Origin of the sequence: Cellulomonas oligotrophica, from assembly GCF_013409875.1 — a bacterium.
In the GTDB taxonomy this organism is placed as follows: domain Bacteria; phylum Actinomycetota; class Actinomycetes; order Actinomycetales; family Cellulomonadaceae; genus Cellulomonas; species Cellulomonas oligotrophica.
The window spans coordinates 3065240-3086282 of the sequence record NZ_JACCBK010000001.1; the positions used below are offsets into that span (position 1 = coordinate 3065240).

The 21043-nt window shown below is 74.7% G+C and carries 27 protein-coding genes; all 27 read left to right on the top strand.

Annotation, left to right across the window (positions count from 1 at the left end):
- The first annotated feature begins 3 nt into the window (after nt 1-3).
- The 27 genes from fliD to BKA21_RS14150 all read left to right on the top strand — a co-directional run bounded on the left by fliD (nt 4) and on the right by BKA21_RS14150 (nt 21035).
- Nucleotides 4-1404: a flagellar filament capping protein FliD gene (fliD, locus tag BKA21_RS14020; protein ID WP_140460694.1), complete on the top strand. Its 1401-nt coding sequence runs from the start codon at nt 4-6 to the stop codon at nt 1402-1404.
- Between the two features lie 56 nt (nt 1405-1460).
- Complete coding sequence (locus tag BKA21_RS14025) at nt 1461-1910, top strand: flagellar export chaperone FliS (protein WP_140460693.1); 450 nt, start codon at nt 1461-1463, stop codon at nt 1908-1910.
- Nucleotides 1911-1920: 10 nt separating this feature from the next.
- On the top strand, nt 1921-2256 hold the full coding sequence (locus BKA21_RS14030) for a hypothetical protein (RefSeq protein ID WP_239072993.1): 336 nt from the start codon (nt 1921-1923) through the stop codon (nt 2254-2256).
- Between the two features lie 206 nt (nt 2257-2462).
- Nucleotides 2463-2804 (top strand): flagellar basal body rod protein FlgB, encoded by a 342-nt coding sequence (flgB, locus tag BKA21_RS14035; RefSeq protein ID WP_140460738.1) that lies wholly within the window; start codon nt 2463-2465, stop codon nt 2802-2804.
- Nucleotides 2804-3202, top strand: a complete 399-nt coding sequence (flgC, locus tag BKA21_RS14040; protein ID WP_140460692.1) for a flagellar basal body rod protein FlgC — start codon at nt 2804-2806, stop codon at nt 3200-3202. The genes flgB and flgC overlap by 1 nt, the downstream gene beginning before the upstream one ends.
- Nucleotides 3202-3513 carry a flagellar hook-basal body complex protein FliE gene (gene fliE / locus BKA21_RS14045; protein WP_140460691.1) on the top strand — a complete coding sequence of 104 codons (312 nt, stop codon included), beginning with the start codon at nt 3202-3204 and terminating at the stop codon, nt 3511-3513. Before flgC ends, fliE begins: the two co-directional genes overlap by 1 nt.
- A complete protein-coding gene (gene fliF, locus BKA21_RS14050; RefSeq protein ID WP_140460690.1) occupies nt 3513-5105 on the top strand; it encodes a flagellar basal-body MS-ring/collar protein FliF in 1593 nt (530 codons plus the stop codon). Before fliE ends, fliF begins: the two co-directional genes overlap by 1 nt.
- On the top strand, nt 5105-6100 hold the full coding sequence (fliG, locus tag BKA21_RS14055; protein WP_140460737.1) for a flagellar motor switch protein FliG: 996 nt from the start codon (nt 5105-5107) through the stop codon (nt 6098-6100). Before fliF ends, fliG begins: the two co-directional genes overlap by 1 nt.
- Nucleotides 6093-6761 (top strand): FliH/SctL family protein, encoded by a 669-nt coding sequence (locus BKA21_RS14060; RefSeq protein ID WP_140460689.1) that lies wholly within the window; start codon nt 6093-6095, stop codon nt 6759-6761. Before fliG ends, BKA21_RS14060 begins: the two co-directional genes overlap by 8 nt.
- Nucleotides 6758-8095, top strand: a complete 1338-nt coding sequence (locus BKA21_RS14065; protein WP_239072994.1) for a FliI/YscN family ATPase — start codon at nt 6758-6760, stop codon at nt 8093-8095. The genes BKA21_RS14060 and BKA21_RS14065 overlap by 4 nt, the downstream gene beginning before the upstream one ends.
- The gene (fliJ, locus tag BKA21_RS14070) at nt 8092-8538 is read left to right on the top strand and encodes a flagellar export protein FliJ (protein WP_140460688.1); all 447 of its coding nucleotides are present in this window, start codon (nt 8092-8094) and stop codon (nt 8536-8538) included. The genes BKA21_RS14065 and fliJ overlap by 4 nt, the downstream gene beginning before the upstream one ends.
- Nucleotides 8535-9236, top strand: a complete 702-nt coding sequence (locus BKA21_RS14075) for a C40 family peptidase (protein ID WP_140460687.1) — start codon at nt 8535-8537, stop codon at nt 9234-9236. Before fliJ ends, BKA21_RS14075 begins: the two co-directional genes overlap by 4 nt.
- Nucleotides 9233-10600, top strand: a complete 1368-nt coding sequence (locus tag BKA21_RS14080; RefSeq protein WP_140460686.1) for a flagellar hook-length control protein FliK — start codon at nt 9233-9235, stop codon at nt 10598-10600. Before BKA21_RS14075 ends, BKA21_RS14080 begins: the two co-directional genes overlap by 4 nt.
- 13 nt (nt 10601-10613) lie before the next feature.
- Nucleotides 10614-11099, top strand: coding sequence for a flagellar hook assembly protein FlgD (locus tag BKA21_RS14085; protein ID WP_140460685.1), 486 nt, complete (start codon nt 10614-10616; stop codon nt 11097-11099).
- A gap of 27 nt (nt 11100-11126) precedes the next feature.
- Nucleotides 11127-12308 (top strand): flagellar hook protein FlgE, encoded by a 1182-nt coding sequence (locus BKA21_RS14090; RefSeq protein ID WP_140460684.1) that lies wholly within the window; start codon nt 11127-11129, stop codon nt 12306-12308.
- Between the two features lie 24 nt (nt 12309-12332).
- Nucleotides 12333-12950, top strand: a complete 618-nt coding sequence (locus BKA21_RS14095) for a M15 family metallopeptidase (protein ID WP_140460683.1) — start codon at nt 12333-12335, stop codon at nt 12948-12950.
- A gap of 139 nt (nt 12951-13089) precedes the next feature.
- Nucleotides 13090-13377, top strand: a complete 288-nt coding sequence (locus BKA21_RS14100) for a flagellar FlbD family protein (RefSeq protein WP_140460682.1) — start codon at nt 13090-13092, stop codon at nt 13375-13377.
- The gene (locus tag BKA21_RS14105; protein ID WP_140460681.1) at nt 13377-14153 is read left to right on the top strand and encodes a motility protein A; all 777 of its coding nucleotides are present in this window, start codon (nt 13377-13379) and stop codon (nt 14151-14153) included. The genes BKA21_RS14100 and BKA21_RS14105 overlap by 1 nt, the downstream gene beginning before the upstream one ends.
- Nucleotides 14150-15049, top strand: coding sequence for a flagellar motor protein MotB (locus tag BKA21_RS20230; RefSeq protein ID WP_140460680.1), 900 nt, complete (start codon nt 14150-14152; stop codon nt 15047-15049). The genes BKA21_RS14105 and BKA21_RS20230 overlap by 4 nt, the downstream gene beginning before the upstream one ends.
- Before the next feature lie 79 nt (nt 15050-15128).
- Nucleotides 15129-15653 carry a flagellar basal body-associated FliL family protein gene (locus BKA21_RS14115; RefSeq protein WP_140460679.1) on the top strand — a complete coding sequence of 175 codons (525 nt, stop codon included), beginning with the start codon at nt 15129-15131 and terminating at the stop codon, nt 15651-15653.
- Nucleotides 15654-15855: 202 nt separating this feature from the next.
- Nucleotides 15856-16806, top strand: a complete 951-nt coding sequence (locus tag BKA21_RS14120; RefSeq protein ID WP_239072995.1) for a flagellar motor switch protein FliM — start codon at nt 15856-15858, stop codon at nt 16804-16806.
- The gene (gene fliN, locus BKA21_RS14125; protein WP_140460678.1) at nt 16803-17519 is read left to right on the top strand and encodes a flagellar motor switch protein FliN; all 717 of its coding nucleotides are present in this window, start codon (nt 16803-16805) and stop codon (nt 17517-17519) included. The genes BKA21_RS14120 and fliN overlap by 4 nt, the downstream gene beginning before the upstream one ends.
- Nucleotides 17519-18004: a flagellar biosynthetic protein FliO gene (locus tag BKA21_RS14130; protein WP_140460677.1), complete on the top strand. Its 486-nt coding sequence runs from the start codon at nt 17519-17521 to the stop codon at nt 18002-18004. Before fliN ends, BKA21_RS14130 begins: the two co-directional genes overlap by 1 nt.
- Nucleotides 18001-18852, top strand: coding sequence for a flagellar type III secretion system pore protein FliP (gene fliP, locus BKA21_RS14135; protein ID WP_239072996.1), 852 nt, complete (start codon nt 18001-18003; stop codon nt 18850-18852). The genes BKA21_RS14130 and fliP overlap by 4 nt, the downstream gene beginning before the upstream one ends.
- On the top strand, nt 18852-19124 hold the full coding sequence (gene fliQ / locus BKA21_RS14140) for a flagellar biosynthesis protein FliQ (protein WP_140460676.1): 273 nt from the start codon (nt 18852-18854) through the stop codon (nt 19122-19124). The genes fliP and fliQ overlap by 1 nt, the downstream gene beginning before the upstream one ends.
- Nucleotides 19125-19179: 55 nt before the next feature.
- Nucleotides 19180-19899, top strand: coding sequence for a flagellar biosynthetic protein FliR (locus BKA21_RS14145; RefSeq protein WP_140460734.1), 720 nt, complete (start codon nt 19180-19182; stop codon nt 19897-19899).
- Nucleotides 19896-21035, top strand: coding sequence for an EscU/YscU/HrcU family type III secretion system export apparatus switch protein (locus tag BKA21_RS14150; RefSeq protein WP_239072997.1), 1140 nt, complete (start codon nt 19896-19898; stop codon nt 21033-21035). The genes BKA21_RS14145 and BKA21_RS14150 overlap by 4 nt, the downstream gene beginning before the upstream one ends.
- Nucleotides 21036-21043: the final 8 nt, after the last annotated feature.

The window sequence follows — 21043 nt, forward strand, 5'->3', positions numbered from 1 at the left end:
CGGATGGCAGCGATCGACGGGATCGTCAGCGGGCTGGACACGGCCGCGCTGATCGACAGCCTGCTCACCCTCGAGTCGGGCAACCAGTCCCTGCTCAAGACCAAGCAGTCGACGGCGTCGTCGCTCGTGACCATCCTGCAGTCCCTCAACACCAAGGTCTCCTCGCTCGCCGAGCACGCGACCAAGGCCGCCAAGACCGAGTCCTGGCAGGCCGTCAAGGGCACGATCACGCAGACCGGCGTCACGGCGCCCGGTGCGACCGTCTCCACCTCGGCGACCGCCACCCCCGGCACGCTGTCGTTCCGCGTCGGCGCGGTGGCCGCCTCGCAGGCCTCCCTGACCACGCTGCCGGCCGACGCCGCGTACGCGTCGGGCACCCCCACGTTCACGATCACCCGCGACGGCGAGACCACCACCGTCACCGCGGCCAGCACCTCCGTCGCCGACGTCGTCGACGCGTTCAACGCCTCCGGCACCGGGGTCACCGCCACGGCCGTCAAGGTCAACGTGCTCGACGGCAACGGCGTCCCGACCGGCGACACCACGTACCGCCTGCAGCTGACGGGCCGGGAGACCGGTGCCGACAACGCCTTCACCGTGAGCTACGAGGGCACCTCGGGCACGACGGCGCTGACGCTGGACCAGGTCCGCGCCGCCTCGGACGCCTCCCTCGTCCTGTTCCCGGGCACCGCCGCCCAGCAGACGCTGACGTCGTCGTCGAACACGTTCGAGGACGTCATGACCGGCGTCGACCTCACGGTCACCGAGGCGACGGCCGTCGGCGCCGCGGACCTCACCGTCACCGTGGCACGCGACCAGGCCGCGGTGAAGTCGCTCGCGTCCGGGCTCGTGGCCAACCTCAACACCGTGCTCACCGAGATCACGTCGCGGACGAGGTCCTCGACCACGACCGACTCCGACGGCCGCACGGTCGTCTCGGGCGGCCCGCTCTCGGGCGACGCGACGGTCCGGCTGCTCCAGCAGCGGATGCTCTCGGAGGGCTCGCTGCCCGTCGACGGCGTCTCGCCCGCGGACGTCGGCATCGTCATCGGCCGCGACGGCACCTTCACGTTCGACGACGCGAAGTTCACGTCCGCGATGGCCGCCGACCCGGAGAAGGTCCAGAAGGTCGTCCAGGGCGTCGCCGACCGGCTCGCGCAGACCGCGAAGAGCGCCTCGGACGCGCAGACCGGCACGATCACGCAGGCCGTGACGTCCCAGCAGGACACCGTCAAGGACCTCGGCGCGCGCATCGACGACTGGGACGACCGCCTCGCCATGCGCCGCACGTCCCTGGAGCGGCAGTACGCGGCCCTCGAGGTCACGCTGTCGAACCTGCAGTCGCAGTCCTCGTACCTCGCGAGCCAGCTGGCCTCGCTGACCGGGTCGTCGTCGTCGTCCTGACGGCACCGCGCGGGGCCCGCCCCCGGGTGACCCGCCGCTGAACCACCGGAGGAGCCATGTACGACGCACGTACCCGGTACGTCGCCGCCGCCGTCGAGACGGCCAGCCCCGCGCGCCTGCTGACGATGCTCTACGACCGGCTGCTCCTCGACGTCGACCGTGCCCGGCTCGCCCTCGAGGAGGGCCGCCGGCCCGACGCGACGCAGCACCTCGCGCACGCGCAGGAGATCGTCGCCGAGCTCGTCTCCAGCCTCGACACCGGCGAGTGGGACGGCGGCGACCGCCTCCTGTCGATCTACACGTACCTGCTCACCGAGCTCATCGGCGCCGCCGGCACCGGCGACGTCGCCCGCGTGGCCGGGTGCCGGGAGATCATCGAGCCGCTCGCGCTGACGTGGCACGAGGCCGCCGACTCCGTCGCGCGCGCCCAGGCCCCGGCCGCCCCCGTCACCCCCGCCGCACCCCTCGCGCAGAGCACCGGCACGGGCCTGCTCGGGGTCGGCTGAGGTGCTGGCCGTGGCCGCGCCCGACGAGGACGTCTGGCACGCCCGCTGGGAGCAGGCGCTGCACGACCTGGAGCTCGACGTCGAGTCCGCCGAGCGTCTCCTCGACGCCGCCCACCTGCCCGACGTGGCCGAGGTCGCCCGCGCCGCCGCGTGGCGCCCGCCGTCGGGCCTGGGGGCCCTGCCCCTGCCGCTGCGCGACCGCGCCCAGGCGCTGCTCGACCGCCAGCTCGACGCCGCCGCACGCATCGCGCAGGCCGTCGTCGTCAGCCGCCGGCACCTGCACGCGACCCGCACGATCGAGGCGCGCACCCCCGCGGTGCCCGTCTACCTCGACACCCAGGGCTGAGAACCGGGCGTCCGGGGACGACCCGGTCGCCCGCGCTGGTCCACCCGGGTGAAAGGACCTCCTCACCCGAGGACCGGCGCCCGAACCGCTCACACCCCCGGCACCCCGTCCGATGGGCGGGGGGAGCACGGATCGCTCACACCCCAGGCCACGGATCGGCCGCCCCCCGAAGCACCGTCGTCGGTGAGGTGGTCCCTGCCATGGGCATGTTCGACTCCGTGAGCTACGTCGCGCTCAACAGCGCGCTCGACGGGCTGGCGCTGCGCCAGCGCGTCATCGCGGACAACGTCGCGAACCTGCAGACCCCGGGCTACCAGGCCCAGCGGGTGCAGTTCGAGGACGAGCTCGCCGCCGCCGTCGGGCGGGGCGACGGGGCCGCGCAGGCCAGCGTCTCCCGCTCCCTGGAGCCCACGCGCGAGGACGGCAACAACGTCAACCTCGACGCCGAGACGCTCCTCAACGTCGACACCAACCTGCGCTACCAGCTGGCCACGCAGGCCGTGTCCGGCACCTTCTCCTCCGTCCGCACCGCGATGAGGACCTCCTGATGACGATCTTCGGTGCCATCGGCATCGCGAGCACCGGCATGACCGTCCACCGCAAGTGGCTGGACGCCGTGTCGGACAACCTCTCGAACGCGAACACCGTCCGCTCCAGCGACGAGGCCGCCTTCCAGGCGCGCTACGTCGTCGCCCAGGAGATGACCGGCGGCGACGGCGGCGTGCAGGTCGCCGGCATCGCCCTCGGCAGCGCGGAGGGCCGGATGGTCTACGAGCCCGACCACCCCCTGGCCGACGAGGAGGGCTACGTGCGCTACCCCGACATCGACATGTCCTCGCAGATGACGCAGCTGATCATGGCCCAGCGCGGGTACCAGGCGAACGCCGCCGTGGTCGACCGTGCCAAGGCCACGTACGAGGCCGCCCTCCAGATCGGACGCTCCTGATGGCCATCGCCCCCGTCGCCGGCGTGACCGGCGTCCAGCCCGCCGCGGTGCTCGGCCAGGTCGAGCCCGCCGCCGCGGCCGGGTCCGCCTCCGGGGTCGACTTCGCGTCGGTCCTCGGCTCGGTCGACCAGCTGCAGCAGATGCAGTCGACCTCCCAGCAGCTGGCCGTCCAGGCCGTCACCGGTGACCTCGACGACGTGCACGACTACACGGTCGCGTCCGCGCAGTCGTCGCTCGCGCTCGAGCTCACCGCCACCGTGCGCAACAAGGCCGTCGAGGCGTTCACCGAGATCATGAGGATGCAGGTCTGATGGCCGAGCAGGTCAAGTCGTTGATGGGCCGCCTGTCCGGCGCGGTCCAGGGGTTCTCGCTCGCGCAGCGCACGCTCGCGCTCATCGGGGTCGCCGTCCTCGTGCTCGGCGCCGTCGCGCTGTCGAGCTGGATGTCGCGCCCGACCCTCACGCCGCTGTTCTCGGGCCTGTCGGGCACCGACGCGTCGGCCGTGGTCGAGCAGCTCAACGCCTCGGGCGTCGCCTACGAGCTCGGCGACGGCGGGTCCACGGTCCTCGTGCCCGCCGAGGCCGTGTACGAGCAGCGCATCGCCATGGCGGCCGCGGGCCTGCCGGCCGACGCGGACGGCGCCGGGTACTCGCTGCTCGACTCCATGCCGATGACGGCCTCGGAGTTCCAGCAGCAGACCACCTACCAGCGCGCGATGGAGGGCGAGCTCGCCCGCACCGTCGGCGCCATCGAGGGCGTCGAGACCGCGACCGTGAAGCTCGCGATCCCCGAGGAGACCGTGTTCGTCGAGGAGCAGCAGACGCCCACGGCGTCGGTGTTCGTCCGCACGCGCGCCGGCCAGACCCTCACCGCCGACCAGGTCCAGTCGATCGTCCACCTCGTCTCCGCCGGCGTCGACGGCATGGAGCCGACCGACGTCGCCGTGATCGACTCCAGCGGCGCCGTGCTGTCCGCCGTCGGCGAGGGCGTCACCGCCGGCCTGGCCGACAGCAAGACCGCCGAGTACGAGGAGCGCACGCGCCTCGCCGTCCAGGCGATGCTCGACCCGCTCGTCGGGGTGGGCAACGCGACGGTCAACGTCTCCGCCGAGCTCGACACCGCGACCACCGAGCGCACCACCGAGGAGTTCTCCCAGCCGGAGGACGTCCCCCCGCTCGCGTCGTCGACGACCGTCGAGGAGTACGAGGGCACCGGCGGCAGCGCCACGGGTGTCCTCGGCCCGGACAACATCGCCGTGCCCGACGGTGCCGCCGGTGGCACGGGCACGTACCGCACCGAGTCCGAGGACGTCACGAACTCGGTCAACAAGACCACCGAGGTCACCCAGCAGCCCGCGGGCGTCGTGCAGCGCCAGTCCGTCTCGGTGCTGATCGACGAGGTCGCCGGTGCGGCCGTCGACATGCCGGCCCTCGAGGCCGCGGTCGCCGCCGCCGTCGGGATCGACGCGGACCGCGGCGACCAGCTCTCCGTCCAGCGCCTGCAGTTCGACACCGCGACCGCGCAGGCCGCCGAGGAGGCGCTCGCCGCCGCCGAGGCCGCCGAGGCCGCCGCCGCGCAGCAGGACCTCATCCGGCAGGGCGCCATCGGCGGGCTCGTGCTCCTCGCGGTCATCATCATCGCGATCGTGCTGGCCCGGCGCTCGCGCAAGGCCCGCCGCGAGGCGGTCGACCTGGGCCAGCTCGACGCGGCCGCGGCGCTGCCCGTCGTCCCGCTCGACGGCCCCGACCAGGACGCCCTGCCGGTGCTCCCGCCGGCGCCCGAGCCGGTCGTGCCCGACACCGCCGCCATCAAGCGGGCCGAGCTCACGGCCCTCGCCGACGACGACCCGGGCGAGGTCGCGGACCTCCTGCGCGGGTGGATGACGCCGACGGGACGCCGCTGATGCTCACCGGGACGCAGAAGGCCGCCGTCGTGCTCATGCAGCTCGGCAAGGAGCGGGCCGCGCGGATCATGTCGCGCCTCGAGGAGCAGGAGATCGAGGACCTCACGTCCGAGATCATGCGCATGGAGCGCGTCGAGCAGTCGATGGCCGACCAGGTCATCGAGGAGTTCTACGACGCGACCTCGATCGGCCCGGCGCTCGGCGGCGGCATGCCGCTGGCCCAGCACCTGCTCGAGGCGTCCATGGGCGCCGAGCGCGCCAGCTCGATGATGGAGCGCCTGCAGTCCTCGCTGGCGGGGAGCTCGTTCGAGTTCCTCCAGCAGGCCGACGCCCGCCAGATCGCGTCGCTGCTGGACGGCGAGCACCCGCAGACCGTCGCGCTCGTGCTCGCGCACCTGCGCCCCGAGCACGCGTCGGCGATCCTCGCCGGCCTGCCGGGCGACATGCGCGGCGACGTCGCGCACCGCATCGCCCTCATGGAGCGGGCCTCGCCGGACGTCGTCAGCGTCGTCGCCGAGTCCCTGCAGCGCAAGGCGTCGACCGTGCTGACCCCGCGCGAGATGTCCGCCGTCGGCGGGGTGAAGCCCCTCGTCGAGATCATCAACCGCGCCGACCCCGGCACGGAGAAGGCGATCCTCGAGGGCCTGTCCGAGCGCGACCAGGCGCTCGCGGAGGAGGTCCGCAGCCTGATGTTCGTGTTCGCGGACGTCACGCTGCTCGAGGACCGCGCCGTGCAGCTCGTGCTGCGCGAGGTCGAGACGTCGTCGCTGTCGGTCGCGCTCAAGGGCGTCGGCGACGACGTGCGCGACAAGATCCTGCGCAACATGTCCGAGCGGGCCAGCGAGAACCTCGTCGAGGAGATCGACATGCTCGGCCCCGTCCGCCTCTCCCAGGTCGAGGAGGCCCGCGCGGCGATCGTGCAGGTCATCCGCCGCCTGGAGGAGAACGGCCAGATCGTCGTGCGCCGCGAGGGAGAGGACGAGTACGTTGCCTGACCTCGACTTCGTCCCCCTGCCGCGGACCGCGCCGGACCGCACGGCCGTGACCGTGCCCGCCGAGCGGGCGGCGCGCCTCGTCGCCCTCACGGCCCCCGGCGACCCCGCGGCTCCCGGCGCGACCGCGAACCGTGCCGCCGGCTTCGCCGCGGGGTACTCCGCCGGCTACGCCGCCGGTGCGCGCCGCGCCGCCGCCCAGGCCGCCTCGGAGGCAGCGCTGGCCGCCGGCCGGGCCGCGTCCGCCGAGGGCGCCCGGGCCGCGCAGCACGCCGCCGCCGTGGCCGCGCTGACCGTCGCCGCGCAGGCCGCGCAGCGCCGCGAGGAGCCGGTGCTCGCCGACTGCCTCGACGCCGTGCACGCCGCCGCCGTCGAGCTCGCCGTCGCCCTGCTGGGCGTCGAGCTGTCCGACGCGGGCCGCTCCGCGCAGGCCGCGCTCGGCCGTGCGCTGGCCGCCCGTACCCCCGCCGGGCCCGTCGTGGTGCACCTGCACCCGCGCGACGCGCAGGCCGTGGCCGGCACCGACCTCGGCGAGGACGTCCGCGTCGTCGCCGACCCGACCCTCGCCCCGGGCGACGCGGTCGCCGAGCACGCCGACGGCCACGTCGACGCCCGGCTGACCGCCGCCGTCGAGCGCGCCCGCGCGGCGCTGGGGGACCTGTGAGCACCCCGACCCTGACCCGCGCCGTCGCGACCCCCCGCTGGGGCCGCGCGGTCGACGCCGCCCGGCCCGAGGTCGTCGGCACCGTCCGTGCCGTCGTCGGCCTGGCCGTCGAGGTCGCGGGCGCCGACGCCGCCGTGGGCGACCTCGTGACCATCGGCGAGGGCGCCGACGCCGTGCCGGCCGAGGTCGTCGCGACCTCCGGCGGCACGTCGCGCTGCATGCCGCTCGCCGCCACGCACGGCCTGCGCGCGGGCCTGCCGGTCCGCGGGCACGGCACCGGGCTGCGCGTGCCGGTCGGTCGCGGGCTGCTCGGGCGCGTGCTCGACGGGCTGGGCCGCCCCATCGACGGCAAGGGCCCGCTGGACGTCGAGGCGTGGGCCCCGATGGACGGCGCCGCGCCGCACCCGCTGGACCGCGCCCGCGTCGACACCCCGATGCCGCTGGGCGTGCGCGTCCTGGACACCCTCGTCAGCGCCGGCCGCGGCCAGCGCCTCGGCCTGTTCGCCGGCTCCGGCGTCGGCAAGTCGAGCCTGCTGTCGATGATCGCCCGCGGCACCGAGGCCGAGGTCTCCGTGATCGCCCTCGTCGGCGAGCGCGGCCGTGAGGTCCGCGAGTTCCTCGAGGACGACCTGGGCCCCGAGGGCCTGGCGCGGTCCGTCGTCGTCGTCGCGACGTCCGACCAGCCCCCGCTGGTGCGGCTGCGCTCGGCGTTCGTGGCGACCCGCATCGCCGAGCACCTGCGCGACCAGGGCTCGCACGCGGTGCTGATGATGGACTCCCTGACCCGCGTGGCCATGGCGCAGCGCGAGATCGGCCTGTCCGTCGGCGAGCCGCCCGCCACCCGCGGGTACCCGCCGAGCACGTTCTCGCTGCTCGCGCAGCTGCTCGAGCGGGCCGGCACCGGCCCCACCGGCTCCGTCACCGGCCTGTACACGGTCCTGGTCGACGGCGACGACCACAACGAGCCCATCGCCGACGCGGCGCGCTCCATCCTCGACGGTCACGTCGTGCTGGACCGCCGCCTGGCGGTGTCCGGGCACTTCCCGTCGGTCGACGCGCTCGGCTCGGTGTCCCGCGTCGCGGGCCGCGTCTCGACGCCCGAGCAGCGGGCGGACGCCGCCCGGCTGCGCGCGGTCATGGCGGCCCGCCGCCAGGCCCAGGACCTGCTCGACGTCGGCGCGTACGTCGCCGGGTCGAACCCGAAGGTCGACACGGCCGTGGCGCACGCCGACGCGATCGACGCGTTCCTGCGCCAGGGCATGGACGAGGCCGCACCCGCGGCCGCGTCGTGGCAGCACCTGCGCGCCCTCGTGCACGCGATGGGAGAGTCATGAGCCGCCCGTTCCCGCTCGCCGGCCTGCTGCGCCTGCGGGCGATGGCCGAGGACCAGGCCGTCGGCGAGCTCGCCGCGGCCCGCCGCGACCAGCGCAGCGCCGCCGAGCGCGCCGGCCGCACGGCCGAGCGTCTCGGCTCGTGGCAGCCGCCGGCCGCCGCGGACCTCGCCGCCTGGCAGGCGGCCGTCGCGGCACGCGTCGCGCTGTCGTCGCTGCTCGTCGAGCACACCGACGACGTGGACCGCGCCGACCACGTGGTCGCCGACAAGCAGCAGCGCTGGACCGCCGCGCGGACCCGGACCCGGGCCGTCGAGCGCCTCGAGGAGAAGCACGTCGAGCAGGTCGCGACCGAGGAGGGGCGCGCCGAGCAGGCGGCGCTCGACGAGGTCGCGGGCCGTCGGGTCGACCCGACGGCGCCTCCCGGTGACGGGGGTGCCTCGTGAGCGGCGTCGTGGCGATGCTGGGCCGGGTCGCGGAGATCCGGGCGTTCGTGCAGGCACCGGTGCCGACGTCCGTGCGGGCGACCGCCGCGGCGGCCCCGTCGGCCGCGTCCACGGAGGCGTTCGCCGCGGCCCTCGGCCTGGCCACGGGCGCGACCGCCGCCTCGACCACCACCTCGCCCGCCGCGGCGTCGACCACGACCGTGCCCACGGCAGCGGCACCGCCGACCGCAGCTCCGACGGCTGCCGCACCCGCGCCCGCCGCCGGCGGTGCCACGGGGGACGCGCTCGTCGCGGCCGCGAGCGCCTACCTGGGGCAGCCGTACGTGTGGGGCGGGGAGTCCCTCGCCGAGGGCGGCTTCGACTGCTCGGGCCTGGTGCAGCGCTCGCTCGCCGACATCGGCGTCACGGGTGTGCCGCGCACGGCCCGCGAGCAGATGACGACGGGCACCGAGGTCCCGTCGCTGGACGACGCCCGGCCCGGGGACCTCGTGGTCCTCGGCGGCGGCTCGCACATCGGCATCTACGTGGGGGAGGGCAAGATGATCGACGCACCACGCCCGGGGAAGACCGTGACGGTCCGCGACGTGTACGCGGAGCCGACGACGATCCGCCGCGTGCTGCCGGACGCGGCGCCGACGGCTGCGGCGGCCTCCGCCCAGGCCCGCACGCTCGCCTCCTTCGCGGGGGTGACGTCATGACCACGATGCTCCTGCCCGTGCAGGCGCCGACCCCGGCGCGCACCCCGGCCGCCGGGTCGTCGCGCTCGTCCGAGGGCGGGTTCGCCGACGCCCTGCAGGCCGAGATGGGCCCCGCCGCCGACCGGCCGTCGGCCTCCCGCCCGCACGAGCGCGCGTCCGACCGGGCGTCCGACGCCGCGGCCGACCGTGCCGGTGACCGTGCGTCCGGCACCGGTGCCCGGCCTGCCGCCGACGGTCCGTCCTCGGAGCCCGCGACGGGCACCGGCGCGACGGACGACGCCGCGACCGAGGCCGCGCCCACGTCCACGCCGACCGCCGCAGGTGCCGGTGAGGGCACGACGGCGCCCGCGGCGGCACCGACGGTCGTGGCGCTCACCGCCCAGCAGCTCGCGGCCCAGCAGGTGACCGCCCAGCAGGTGGCCGCCCAGCAGCTCGCGGGCCAGCCCGTCGCGCCGACGGCACCCGCGGGCGAGCCGGCGACGGCGGCCGAGGGCGGCACCGTCGCCGCGGCGACGCCGCTGCCCGCCGGCGCCGCCACCACGACCCCGGCCGGGGTCGCCGCCCCGGCGGCTCCCGCCCCGGTGGCTGCTCCCGCGGCCGGCGAGCAGGGCTCGGCGGACGCCGCCGCGCCCGCCGGCGCCGCACCTGCGGGCACCGCCTCGGCGGGCACCACCGGCACCGCGTCCGCAGGCACCACGCCCGCCGCCGCGACCCCGGCCGCTGCGGCGCCGCTCGCGACCGACGAGTCGCCGCGCGCGGGCCGGGCGCCGGCCGCGCCGACGGCACCGGCGACGCCCGACGTCGCGGTGCGGGTCGACGCCGCACCCGGCGCGGTCACCGCGGCCTCCCCGGCACCGGCCGCGCAGGCCCCGGCGCCCGCCGCCGCCCCCGCGCCGGCACCCGCACCGGCGGCGACGGTCCCCGTCCCGCTCGCCGAGCAGCTCGGTGCGCGGCTGCGCCACGTGGGCGGCCTCGACCAGGGCAAGCACGTGCTGACCGTCCCCGTCGACCCGGAGAACCTCGGCCCCGTGCGGGTCGTCGCGCACATCTCCGGCGACGGGGTGCGGCTCGAGCTCGCGGGTGCGTCGGAGGCGGCGCGCGAGGCCCTCAAGGGCTCGCTCGCCGACCTGCGCCGCGACCTGCAGGCCGCCGGCCTCAAGGCCGACGTGGGGCTGTCCGGCGGCGACGCCGGGCGCGCCCAGCAGCAGGCGGGTGACGCGTCGACCGGGCGCGGCACCTCCGACCGGTCCGCCGCCGGGCACCGCCCCGGCGACGGCACCACCGACCGGGCCGGCACCGTGCCGACCACCCCGGCACCCGACCCCGCGACCGCCCGCCGTGGCGGCCTCGACCTCGTCCTGTGAGCCGGAGGCTGACGTGAGCATCGACGTGTCCTACCTGACCACCGACCGGACGGCGGCGACCTCGACGACCGCGTCCACGACCGCGTCCAACGGGGAGCTCGACAAGCAGGCGTTCCTCGAGCTGCTCGTCACGCAGCTGCGCAACCAGGACCCGAGCGCCCCCATGGACTCCTCGCAGCTCATGACCCAGACGTCGCAGATGTCGATGATGGAGGCGCTGGTCGAGCTCGCCGACACCCAGCGCGAGGCGTTCGCCCTGCAGATGCGGTCCAACGCCGCCCAGCTCGTCGGCCAGAAGGTCACGTGGGTCGACGGCGACGGCGTCACCCAGAGCGGCCTCGTCGACTCCGTCTCCTACTCCGGCGCCGTCCCGGTCGTCCGCATCGGCGAGACCGAGCTGCCGCTCGACTCCGTCTCCTCCGTGACCCGCACGTCCTCCACGACCACCCCCGACGCCGACGCCTCCGCGGGCACCGGCTCCTCCACGACGACCGCCTGACGCGGCCACCCTCGAAAGGAACCGACCATGCTCCGTTCGCTCTTCTCCGGCATCTCCGGCCTGCGCAGCCACCAGACCATGCTCGACGTCACCGGCAACAACATCGCCAACGTCAACACCACGGGCTTCAAGTCCTCGCAGATCCAGTTCCAGGACACCCTCAGCCAGGTCATCCAGAACGCGGGCGGCGCCCAGGCGGGCGTCGGCGGCACCAACCCCGCGCAGGTGGGCCTCGGCGTGCGCGTCGCGGGCATCACCACGAGCTTCACGCAGGGCGCCTCGCAGCTCACGGGCCGCAGCACCGACATGATGATCCAGGGCGACGGGTTCTTCGTCGTCCGCAAGGGCGCCGAGCAGTTCTACACGCGTGCCGGGTCGTTCGACTTCGACGCGACGGGCCAGATGGTGCTGCCCGGCGAGGGCGCGCTCGTGCAGGGGTGGGCGGCCGTCAACGGGGTCGTCGACACCAACGGCCCGCTGACGGACCTGCGGGTGCCGGCCGGCACGCTCATGGCGGCCGTCGCCACGCAGAACGCCGTGTTCAGCGGCAACCTCGACCAGGCCGAGGACACCGGCACCGTGCTCACCCGGGCCATCTCGGTGTACGACGCCACGGGCAACGAGCGCGAGCTCGAGCTGACGTTCACCAAGACGGCCACCGGCTGGGACGTCGGCGCGACCGACGGCACCGCGACCGTCGCCCCCGCGGCGATGACGTTCGACGCGACGACCGGTGCGATCACCGCCCCGACGACGCTGACCGTCGGCGGCGTCGACGTCGACCTGTCGGCCATGACGGGCTTCGCGGGCCTGGAGACGACGCAGGCCGTCTCGCAGGACGGCCAGGCCGCCGGTGTGCTCCAGTCGTTCTCGCTCAACGCGGACGGCACCATCGTCGGGTCGTTCTCGAACTCGCTGAAGCAGGTCATCGGGCGCATCGCGCTGGGCTCGTTCACCAACCCGGCGGGCCTGGAGAAGGCCGGCGGGTCGCTGTTCCGCACGACCGTCAACTCGGGCGAGGCGGCGCTGGGCGCGGCCGGCCAGGGCGGCCGCGGCTCGCTCGCGGGCGGTGCGCTCGAGATGTCGAACGTCGACCTGTCGAGCGAGTTCACCAACCTGATCGTCGCCCAGCGCGGCTTCCAGGCGAACTCCCGTGTCATCACGACCTCCGACGAGCTCCTCCAGGAGCTCGTCAACCTCAAGCGCTGACGCGCGGGCTGACGGGGGGACGACATGGAGGGGATCGCCGCGCTCGCGGCGCGCGTCTCGCAGATCGAGCAGCTGGTCACCGGCATGTCGTCGGCGGCCGTCACGGGTGCCTCGGGCACCACGTCGACGGCCGCCGGGGCGGCGTTCGCCTCGGTGCTCGAGGAGCAGGTCGGCGCGGGCACCAGCACGAGCACGTCGACGCTGTCCGCCGCGGACCTCGCGCCGTCGGGGGAGACCCGCATCAACGGCGACCCCCTGCCCGTGGCGCTGGCCGGGCACGAGAACGGCCGGCTGCCCGAGGCCGCGGTCTCCGCGGTCGGCGACACCGGGCACCGTCTGTTCGAGCCCGCCGCCCGTCAGCTCGAGAAGCTCCTCGCGGCCGCGCAGGCCCAGGGCGTCGACATCGGCATCACCGACTCGTACCGCACGTACGAGACGCAGGTGGACCTGGTGCGACGCAAGGGCCTGTACTCCCAGGGCGGGCTCGCGGCCGCCCCGGGCACGTCCGACCACGGGTGGGGCATGGCCGTGGACCTCGACCTCGACGCGAAGGCGCAGGCGTGGATGCGCCAGAACGCCGGCGCGTACGGGTTCGCCGAGGACACGCCGCGCGAGCCGTGGCACTGGGCCTTCCAGACGTGACGGCGGCCGCCGCCCGTCCGCCCGCACGACCTCTCAACAGCACCGGCCGCCCGCCGATGGGGTGGGTGCCAGGACCCACGGACGGGTCCGGCGGCACACCGCCGCCGCCGGCACCAGGTGACCAGGGACGGGACTCGCCGTGATCGTCGTGACGCGCCTCAACGGAGGCCAGTTCGGGGTGAACCCGGACCTCATCCAGCGTGTGGACCGTGCGCCCGACACGATCCTCACGCTCATCGACGGCACGAAGTTCATCGTCCGCGAGCCTCTCGACGAGGTCATCGAGCTGATCACCGCGTACCGCGCCGGCCTGCTGGCCCGCTCCCGCGAGATCGACCGCGGCCCCCGCATGGAGCTCGTCCCCGCCCCCGAGGCCGACGGCGAGCCCGCCCCCCCGCCCGTCCCCCTGCGACCGAGGAGCGTGTGATGGATCCCGCCAGCCTCATCGGCCTCGTCGCCGCCCTCGCCGCGATCTTCACCATGATGATCCTTGAGGGCGCGGACCCGATGTCGATCTTCCTCCCCGCGCCGCTGATCCTGGTGTGGGGCGGCACGATCGCGGTCGGCATCGCGGGCCACACCCTCAAGGACGTGATCGGCTCCTACAAGGCGGTCCCGAAGGCGCTGTTCAGCAAGGCGCCCGACCCCGGCAAGACCGTCGAGACGATCGTCGGGCTGTCGGAGCGCGCCCGCCGCGAAGGGCTCCTGGCTCTCGAGGACGCCGCGCGCGACATCGACGACCCGTTCCTGCGCCAGGGGCTGCAGGCCGCGATCGACGGCACCGACCCCGAGGACCTGCGGATCATCCTCGAGGACAAGATCGCCTCGAAGCGCACCCAGGACCGGATGCACGCCAAGTACTTCACCGACATGGGCGGCTACGGCCCGACGATCGGCATCATCGGCACCGTCATCTCGCTGGTGCACGTGCTGGAGAACCTGGCCGACCCGTCGTCGCTGGGCCACATGATCGCGGCCGCGTTCGTCGCCACCCTGTGGGGCATCCTGTCGGCCAACGTCGTCTGGCTGCCGTTCGCCGCCCGCATCAAGCGAATCTCCGACATGGAGTGCGCGCAGATGGAGGTCACGCTCGAGGGGCTGCTGGCCGTGCAGGCCGGCGCGAACCCGCGCACGGTCGGCGAGCGGCTGCGCAGCCTGCTGCCCCCGGGCGGCGAGAAGGCCGCCGAGAAGGAGGCCGCGTGAGCGGCCACGCCCCCAAGGGGCGGCGCAAGGGCGGTCACGAGGAGGAGCACGAGAACCACGAACGGTGGCTCGTCTCGTACGCCGACATGATCACGGTCCTCATGGCCCTGTTCATCGTGCTCTTCGCGATCAGCCAGGTGGACCAGCAGAAGTACGTCGAGCTCAAGCAGTCGCTCGCGGCGGGCTTCGGCGACGCGAGCCAGTCGGTCGCGGTGCTCGACGGCAACCCCGACGTGCTCGACGCCGTCAGCGCCCTCACCGAGCAGGAGGCCAGCGGCTCGTCCGACCTCGTCTCCGCCGACGAGGGCCTGGGCCAGCAGGGCACCAACGTGATCGACCCGCAGCCGCAGCCGACGACCGACGCGGAGGAGGCTCTCGTGGCCGCCGCCCGCGCGGAGGCGGGGCACCTGGAGGAGATCCGGGACGAGATCCGCACCCAGCTGCAGTCGCAGGGCCTGGACGCGTTCGTGAAGTTCCGCATCGACGAGCGCGGCCTGGTCATGGGGCTGATCGCGAACGACGTCTTCTTCGCCCCGGCGCGGGCCGAGCTGACGCCCACCGCCCACCAGGTGCTCGACGCGGCGGCACCCACGCTCGTCGGGCTGCAGGAGCAGATCGCGATCGAGGGGCACGCCAACGTGCTGCCCGCGGGCTCGCGGTACGCGACCAACTGGGAGCTGTCGGCGGACCGGGCGACGCAGGTGCTGCGGCACCTCGTCGAGCGCGACGGGATGCCGGGCCGGCGGATCTCCGCCATCGGGTACGGCGACGCCCGGCCGATCGCGCAAGGGCTCGACGACGCGTCGCTCGCGGCGAACCGCCGGGTGGACCTCGTGGTCCTCAGCGGTGCGCCGGAGACGGTGCGCGAGCTCCTGACATCCGTCTCGGACGGCTGAACGCAGCAGGCACGCGCCGGGACCGTCCCGGTGCGCAGGACGACGGGTCGGGCGACCCGCGGACGAAGGAGGGGTGAGCATGGCTGTCGAGCAGCGTGTGGTGTCGAGTGGGAAGATCGGGGGCGGCAAGCCCGGCGGCTCCATCGGTGCGCGGGACAAGACCCCCGAGCCGCCGCCGGAGCCGCCGAAGAAGAGCAAGAAGCTGCTGTTCATCATCATCGGCGTCGTCGTGCTGGTCCTCGGGGGAGCAGCGGCCTTCTTCCTCCTGGGCAGCGGCGGCGGCGAGCCCGAGCCGGAGCCCACGCAGGAGCCGGGCGACATCCTCACGATCGAGCCCATCAGCCTCAACCTGGCGGACGGGCACTACCTGCGGTTCGGCATGAGCCTGCAGTTCGCCTACTCCGAGGGCGGGTACGACGCGCCGGAGCCGGACGGCTCCAAGGCCATCGACATCGCGATCGCGCTGTACTCGGGGCGCGAGCTGGCCGAGGTGTCCAGCGGCGAGGGCCGCGAGGAGCTCAAGACCGAGCTGCTGCAGCGGATCGAGGAGGCCTACCACGGTGAGGTGATGGACGTCTACCTGACCAACTACGTCACGCAATGACCGCGGCACGACCGTCCTGACGGTCGCGCACGCGAGGCAGGAACGCCGGCGCCAGGGAGGGTGCCGGGTCACGCCTCGGGCCGGACCCCCTCGGACGGGTCCGGCACCGGGCCCAGGACGGGCCCGGCGAGGAGCACCACGTGTTCGAGATTGCTCCGTTCGGGTTGCTCAACACCCGTGCCCGCTCGCCGATGAGCAGCACGTGACACCAGCCCCCACGCAGCCGGCACGCCCCGTCGCGCCCACGCGTCGTCGCAGCCGCAGCACCGAGCCGGTGCCGTACGACTTCCGGCGCCCGCTGACGCTCTCGCGCGAGCACGCCCGCCACCTCGAGATGGCCCTGCAGCGCTTCGCCCGCCTCTGGGGCACGCAGCTCACGGCCCGCCTGCGCACCCCCGCCCAGGCGACCAACGAGGACCTGGCCCTCATGACGTACGACGAGTACGTCGGCGGCCTGGCCACGCCCACCGCGGTGTTCCTGTGCCAGATCGACACCCCCCGCAGCACCGCGATCCTGCAGCTGCCGGTCGCGACCGCGCTGGTGTGGGTCGACTACCTGTTCGGCGGCACGGGCATCGGCGACGAGCGCGAGGGGCGCGAGCTCACCGAGATCGAGACCACCGTGGTCCGCGAGATCCTCCAGCACGCCCTCGACGACCTCGGGTACGCGTTCGCGGCGGTCCTGCCCCTGAAGCTCACGCTCAAGCAGGTCCAGTACAACCCGCAGTTCGTGCAGGCCGTGGCCGCGTCCGACGCGGTCCTCGTCGGCTCGTTCGCGCTGCGCGTCGGCGAGCGCACCGACCCCGCCACGCTCATGCTGCCCGCCGACGTCGTGCTCGGCGCCCTGCGCGCCGCCGACGGCGGTCCCGCCGGCGACGAGGACGAGCAGCGTGCCGTCGCCGCCGCCCGCGCCGACCTGGAGCGTGCGTCGCGCGAGGTGCCCGTCGAGGTCGTCGTGCGCTGCGAGCCCCAGATCGTCCACCCGCGGGACGTCGCCGGCCTGGCCGTCGGCGACCTCCTGCCCCTGCACCACCCGGCGAGCCGGCCTCTCGAGGTCGTCGTCGACGGGATCGTGCTCGCCCGTGCCGCCGCCGGGAGCCACGGCTCGCGGCTCGCCTGCCAGGTCGTCAGCGTCGAGGAGAACCCCGCATGAGCACCATCGCCACCCCCACCGACGCGACCGTCCTGCAGGCCGCGGAGGCCGCCGCAGCGCTCGTCCCGGCCGCCGGTCCGCTCGCCGTCTCGCCCGTGACCGCCGCGGGCCGGCCCGACGCCGGCACCCCCGCGCTCGTCGCGGCCGTCATCGGGCCCGTCACCGCCGAGGTCGCCCTCGTGCTCGGCCCCGACGTCGTCGCGGCGCTCGCCGCGGGCGGCGTCGAGGCCGGCGACGCGCTGCGCCCGGCCCTCGAGGCCGCCGCGGCCGCGCTCGGCACGGGCGTGCTCGAGCCGACGCGCACCTCCACGGCCGGCGAGGTCGTGGGCTCCGACTCCCAGGTCTTCGCGCTGTCCGTCGACGGCGCGCCCGTCGCCTGGTGCGCCGTGCGCGTGCAGGGCGCACCCGCCGCGGTGCCCACGCAGCGCACCGGCGCGGCCGCGGCCCCGGGTGCCGGCTCGGGCAGCACCCTGCGCGTCCTCTACGACGTCGAGATGACCCTGACCGCGGAGATCGGCCGCACGCGGCTGCCGCTGCGCCAGGTCCTCGACCTCACGCCCGGCACCGTGCTCGAGCTCGACCGCACCGCCGGCAGCCCCGCCGACATCGTCGTCAACGGCCGCCTCATCGCCCGCGGCGAGGTCGTCGTCGTCGACGAGGACTACGGCGTGCGCGTCACCGAGATCGTCGCCGGCGCGGACCCGGTCGGCTGATGGACGGCGTCCTGCTCGCCGCGCGGGTGCTGCTGGCGCTCGCGTGCGTCGTGGGGCTCGTCTGGTACCTGGCCCGCCGGTTCGGGCGCGCCCGGGTCGCCGACACCTCGCGCGAGGCCCAGCTGCACCTCGTCACCCGGCAGGCCCTCGGCCGGCACGCGGGCGTCGCGGTCGTCGCCGTCGGCAACCGGCGCCTGCTCGTCGGCTACGGCGAGCAGCACGTCACGATGCTCACCGAGATCGCCCCCGTGGCGGACCTGCCCCCGGTGGCGTCGCTGCCCACGCCCCGCCCGTCCGTCGAGGACGCCGCGGTCTCCGGCGCCCCGCGCGCCGCGGTGACCCGCCCGGCCGGCGCCGACGTGCACGGGCTCGGCGACGCCGACGTCATCGCCCTGCGCCCCGACCCGCTCGCGGGCTCCCTGCTGTCCCCGCGGACCTGGCGCGACACGGTGCGTGCGCTCCAGGACCGCACGGTGCGCCGGTGAGCGCGGCCCGCGCCACGGCCCGCCGTGCGCTGCCCCGCGTCCTGCTGCTCCTCGCGGTCGTCGCCGCGCTCGTCGTCGTGCTGTCCGTGACGGGCGCGTCCGGCGCCCACGCCGCGGTCGAGCCGGCCCCGCCGGCCGCCCCCGCGCAGCCGCAGGCACCGGCCGAGCCCGGCCAGGGCACCGTGAGCGTCGGCGTCAACGGCGTCAACGGCACGCCGAGCAGCTCGATCGTCGTGCTGCTGGGCATCACGCTGCTGTCGGTCGCGCCGTCGCTGCTGCTGCTGACGACGAGCTTCACCAAGATCGTCGTGGTGCTGTCGCTGACCCGCAACGCGCTCGGCCTGCAGGGCGTCCCGCCCAACCAGGTCCTCGCCGGGATCGCGCTGTTCCTGTCGCTGTTCATCATGGCGCCCGTGCTGGGCGGCATCAACGAGGCCGGCGTGCAGCCCTACCTCGACGGGTCGCTGACGTTCACGCAGGCCGTCGACGCCGGCCAGGAGCCGCTGCGCGACTTCATGCTCGCCCACACCCGGGAGCAGGACATCGCCCTGCTGACCCGTGCCGCCGACCGCCCGAACCCCGCCACGCCCGACGACGTCCCGTTCACGGTGCTGGCCCCCGCGTTCCTGCTGTCCGAGCTGCGCGCCGCGTTCATCATGGGCTTCGTCGTCTTCGTGCCGTTCCTCGTCATCGACCTGGTCGTCTCGGCCGCGCTGATGTCGATGGGCATGATGATGCTCCCGCCCATCATGGTGTCGCTGCCCTTCAAGCTCCTGCTGTTCGTCCTCGTCGACGGGTGGGGACTGATCGTCACGTCGCTGGTCGGCTCGTACACCGGGGCGGGCTGATGGACACCACCGCCGTCCTCGACGTCGCCCTCGACGCGCTCGTCCTGACCGCCAAGCTCTCCGCGCCGGTGCTCGTGACGGCCCTCGTCGTCGGGTTCGCCGTGTCCCTCGTGCAGTCGGTGACGCAGATCCAGGAGGTCACGCTCTCGTTCGTGCCCAAGGCCGTCGCGGTCGCCGCGGCGCTGCTCATCTCCGGGCACTGGATGATCACCGAGCTGACGAGCTTCACCACCGAGCTGTTCGACCGCATCCCCGCGCTGGTCGGGGGCTGACGTGGACTTCCCGGGCACCGCGCTGACGCTGCCGCTGGGCGCCGTCGAGACGACGATGCTCGTGGCGGTGCGCATCGTCGCCTTCCTCGTGATCGCCCCGCCGTTCTCCCAGCGCGCGATCCCCGCGGGCGTGAAGGTCGCGCTGGCCACGGGCCTGGCGCTGGCCGTCGCCCCCGGCATGGACCAGGTCGAGCAGGCCAGCACCGCCGGCTTCGTCGGGGCGCTCGTGCTGCAGGCGACCATCGGCGCGGCCACCGGGTTCCTCGTCTACCTGCTGTTCTCGGCCGTGCAGGCCGCGGGCTCGCTCATCGACCTGTTCGGCGGGTTCCAGATCGCCGCCGCGTTCGACCCGCTGAGCATGTCCAGCGGTGCGCAGTTCTCCCGCCTGTACCAGCTGCTCGCGATCGTGCTGCTGTTCGCCTCCGACGGGCACCACATGGTCCTCACCGGCCTCGTGCGCACGTTCGACGCGCTGCCGCTGGGGCTGTCGTTCGCGCCCGCCGAGCTCGCGAGCACCCTCACCGACGGGCTGACCGGCATGTTCGTCGCCGCGCTGCAGATCGCGGGCCCGCTGCTCGTCGTGCTGTTCCTCGCCGACGTCGGCCTCGGCCTGCTGACCCGCGTCTCGCCCGCGCTGAACGCGTTCGCCCTCGGCTTCCCCCTGAAGATCCTGCTGACGCTCACGCTCGGCGGGTTCGCCGTCCTCGCGCTGCCCGGCGTGGTCTCCACGCTCAGCGGCGAGACCCTCACCCTCGTCCCGGAGGTGCTGCGGTGAGCGGCGGGGAGGGCGGCGGCGAGCGCACCGAGAAGGCCACCGCGCAGCGCATGAAGGAGGTGCACCGCAAGGGGCAGCTCGGGCGCTCGCAGGACCTGTCCGCCTGGCTCGGCCTGGGGGCGGCCGCCCTCATGCTGCCGACCGTCATCTCCAACGCCGGCGACGCCGCGCTCGACCAGATGGCGCACGTGCGCGACGTGGCCCGCACGCCCACCCCGCAGGCGGCGCTCGACGTGCTCGGCGTGGGCCTCGGCTCCGTGATCAGCACCCTGGCACCGATGTTCGTGGTGCTGGTCGTCGTGTCGCTCGCGGTCGCGGCGGCCCAGGGCGGCATCCGGTTCCGCAGCATGAAGCCCAAGTTCGACCACCTCAAGCCCGTGTCGATGGGCAAGAAGCTCTTCGGCGGCCAGGTCTGGTGGGAGGCCGTCAAGACGGTCCTCAAGACGGGCGCCGTCGCGGTCGTCATGGTCCTCGTCGTGCAGGGCCTGGTGCCCGTGCTCATGACGTCGGGGCGGATGCCCCTGCAGGGTCTGCTCGACCTCGCCGGCTCCGGCGCCGCGCAGCTCCTGCGGTTCGGGATCGTCGCCGGCGTCCTCATGGCCGTCGCCGACGTCGTCGTGGTCGTGCGGCGCAACCGCAAGCAGACGCGCATGACCAAGCAGGAGATCAAGGAGGAGCACAAGCGCACCGAGGGCGACCCGATGGTCAAGGGCCAGATCCGGGCCCGCCAGGCGCGCATGAGCCGCAACCGCATGATGTCCGAGGTCGCCAAGGCCGACGTCGTGCTCGTCAACCCCACGCACGTGGCCGTCGCGCTGCGCTACGAGCCCGGCCGCGGCGCCCCCCGCGTCATCGCCAAGGGCCAGGGCGCCGTCGCCACCCGCATCCGCGCCCTCGCCACCGAGAACCGCGTCCCGCTCGTCGAGGACGTCCCCCTGGCCCGGGCCCTGCACGCCGCGTGCGAGCTCGGCGCCGAGGTCCCCGAGCAGCTGTTCACCGCCGTCGCCCGCGTCCTCGCGTTCGTGATGGCCCTGCGCCGGCGCGGAGCCGGAGCCGGTCAGCACCGCCTGCCGACCGGCACGACCCTGCCCGACGGCGCGCCCGACGTGCGCCGCACCCCGAGGAGACGACCGTGAAGAACGCC